Origin of the sequence: Bradyrhizobium sp., from assembly GCF_016462955.1 — a bacterium.
In the GTDB taxonomy this organism is placed as follows: Bacteria; Pseudomonadota; Alphaproteobacteria; order Rhizobiales; family Xanthobacteraceae; genus Bradyrhizobium.
Map to the genome: position 1 here is coordinate 866 of NZ_JAEMSD010000783.1, position 1301 is coordinate 2166.

Here is a 1301-nt window from a genome sequence, read left to right on the forward strand (position 1 = left end):
TCATTGCGAGCGTAGCGAAGCAATCCAGTCTGTCTCCGCGGAAAGTTTCTGATTGCTTCGTCGCAAGAGCTCCTCGCAATGACGATGCGCCTCACGCCGTCTTCGCCGCCTTCAATCCCAGCCGCTGCTCGACGGCATCGCGCATCAGGAATTTCTGGATCTTTCCGGTCACGGTCATCGGAAACTCGTCGACGAATTCGACGTAGCGCGGGATCTTGTTGTGGGCGATCTGGCCCTCGCAGAAGGCGCGGACCTCCTCGGCGGTCAGGGCCTCGCCCGGCCTGACGCGGACCCAGGCGCAGAGCTCCTCGCCGTAGCGGGTGTCTGCGACGCCAAAAATCTGCACGTCCTGGATCTTGGGATGACGGTACAGAAACTCCTCGATCTCGCGCGGGTAGAGATTCTCGCCGCCGCGGATCACCAGGTCCTTGATGCGCCCGACGATGTTGCAATAGCCCTCGTCGTCAATCGTGGCGAGGTCGCCGGTGTGCATCCAGCCGTTGGCGTCGAGCACATCGGCGGTCTTCTCCTTCTCCTCCCAATAACCCAGCATGACGCTGTAGCCGCGGGTGCAGAGCTCGCCGCGTTCGCCCCGCTTGACGATCTTGCCCTCGAGATCGACGACCTTGACCTCGACATGCGGGTGGATGCGGCCGACTGTGGAGACGCGCCGCTCGAGCGGATCGTCGGTTGCACTCTGAAAACTGACCGGGCTGGTCTCGGTCATGCCGTAGGCGATGGTGACCTCGCGCATGTTCATTTCGGTGTTGACGCGCTTCATCACCTCGATCGGGCAGGGCGCGCCCGCCATGATGCCGGTGCGCAGCGATTTCAGATCGAAATTCTTGAACTCGGGGTGGTCCAGCTCCGCGATGAACATCGTCGGCACGCCGTAGAGCGCGGTGCATTTCTCCTGCTCGATTGCGCGCAGCGTCGCGAGCGGATCGAAGCCCTCGCCCGGATAGACCATGGTGGCGCCGAGCGTGACCGCGGCGAGGTTGCCCATGACCATGCCGAAACAATGATAGAGCGGCACGGGAATGCAGATGCGATCCTGTTCGGTCAGGCGCATCGCGCGTCCCGTGAAATGGCCGTTGTTGAGGATGTTGTGATGGGTCAGCGTCACGCCCTTGGGCGATCCCGTGGTGCCGCTGGTGAACTGGATGTTGACGGGATCGTCGAACTGCAGGGCGGCGCCGAGCGCGGCGAGCCGTTCGCGATGCGCCGCTCTGCCCATGCCCGCGACCTCTTCGAACGGCATCGTGCCTGACGCCGCCGGGCCGCCGACCTGGATCACCATC

At 63.5% G+C, this 1301-nt stretch carries 1 protein-coding gene; it reads right to left on the bottom strand.

Translation table 11 applies throughout. The features are described from left to right. Window positions 1–91: 91 nt before the first annotated feature. On the bottom strand, window positions 92–1301 hold a 1210-nt coding region (locus tag JHD07_RS38315; RefSeq protein ID WP_291631675.1), incomplete at its 5' end, for an AMP-binding protein.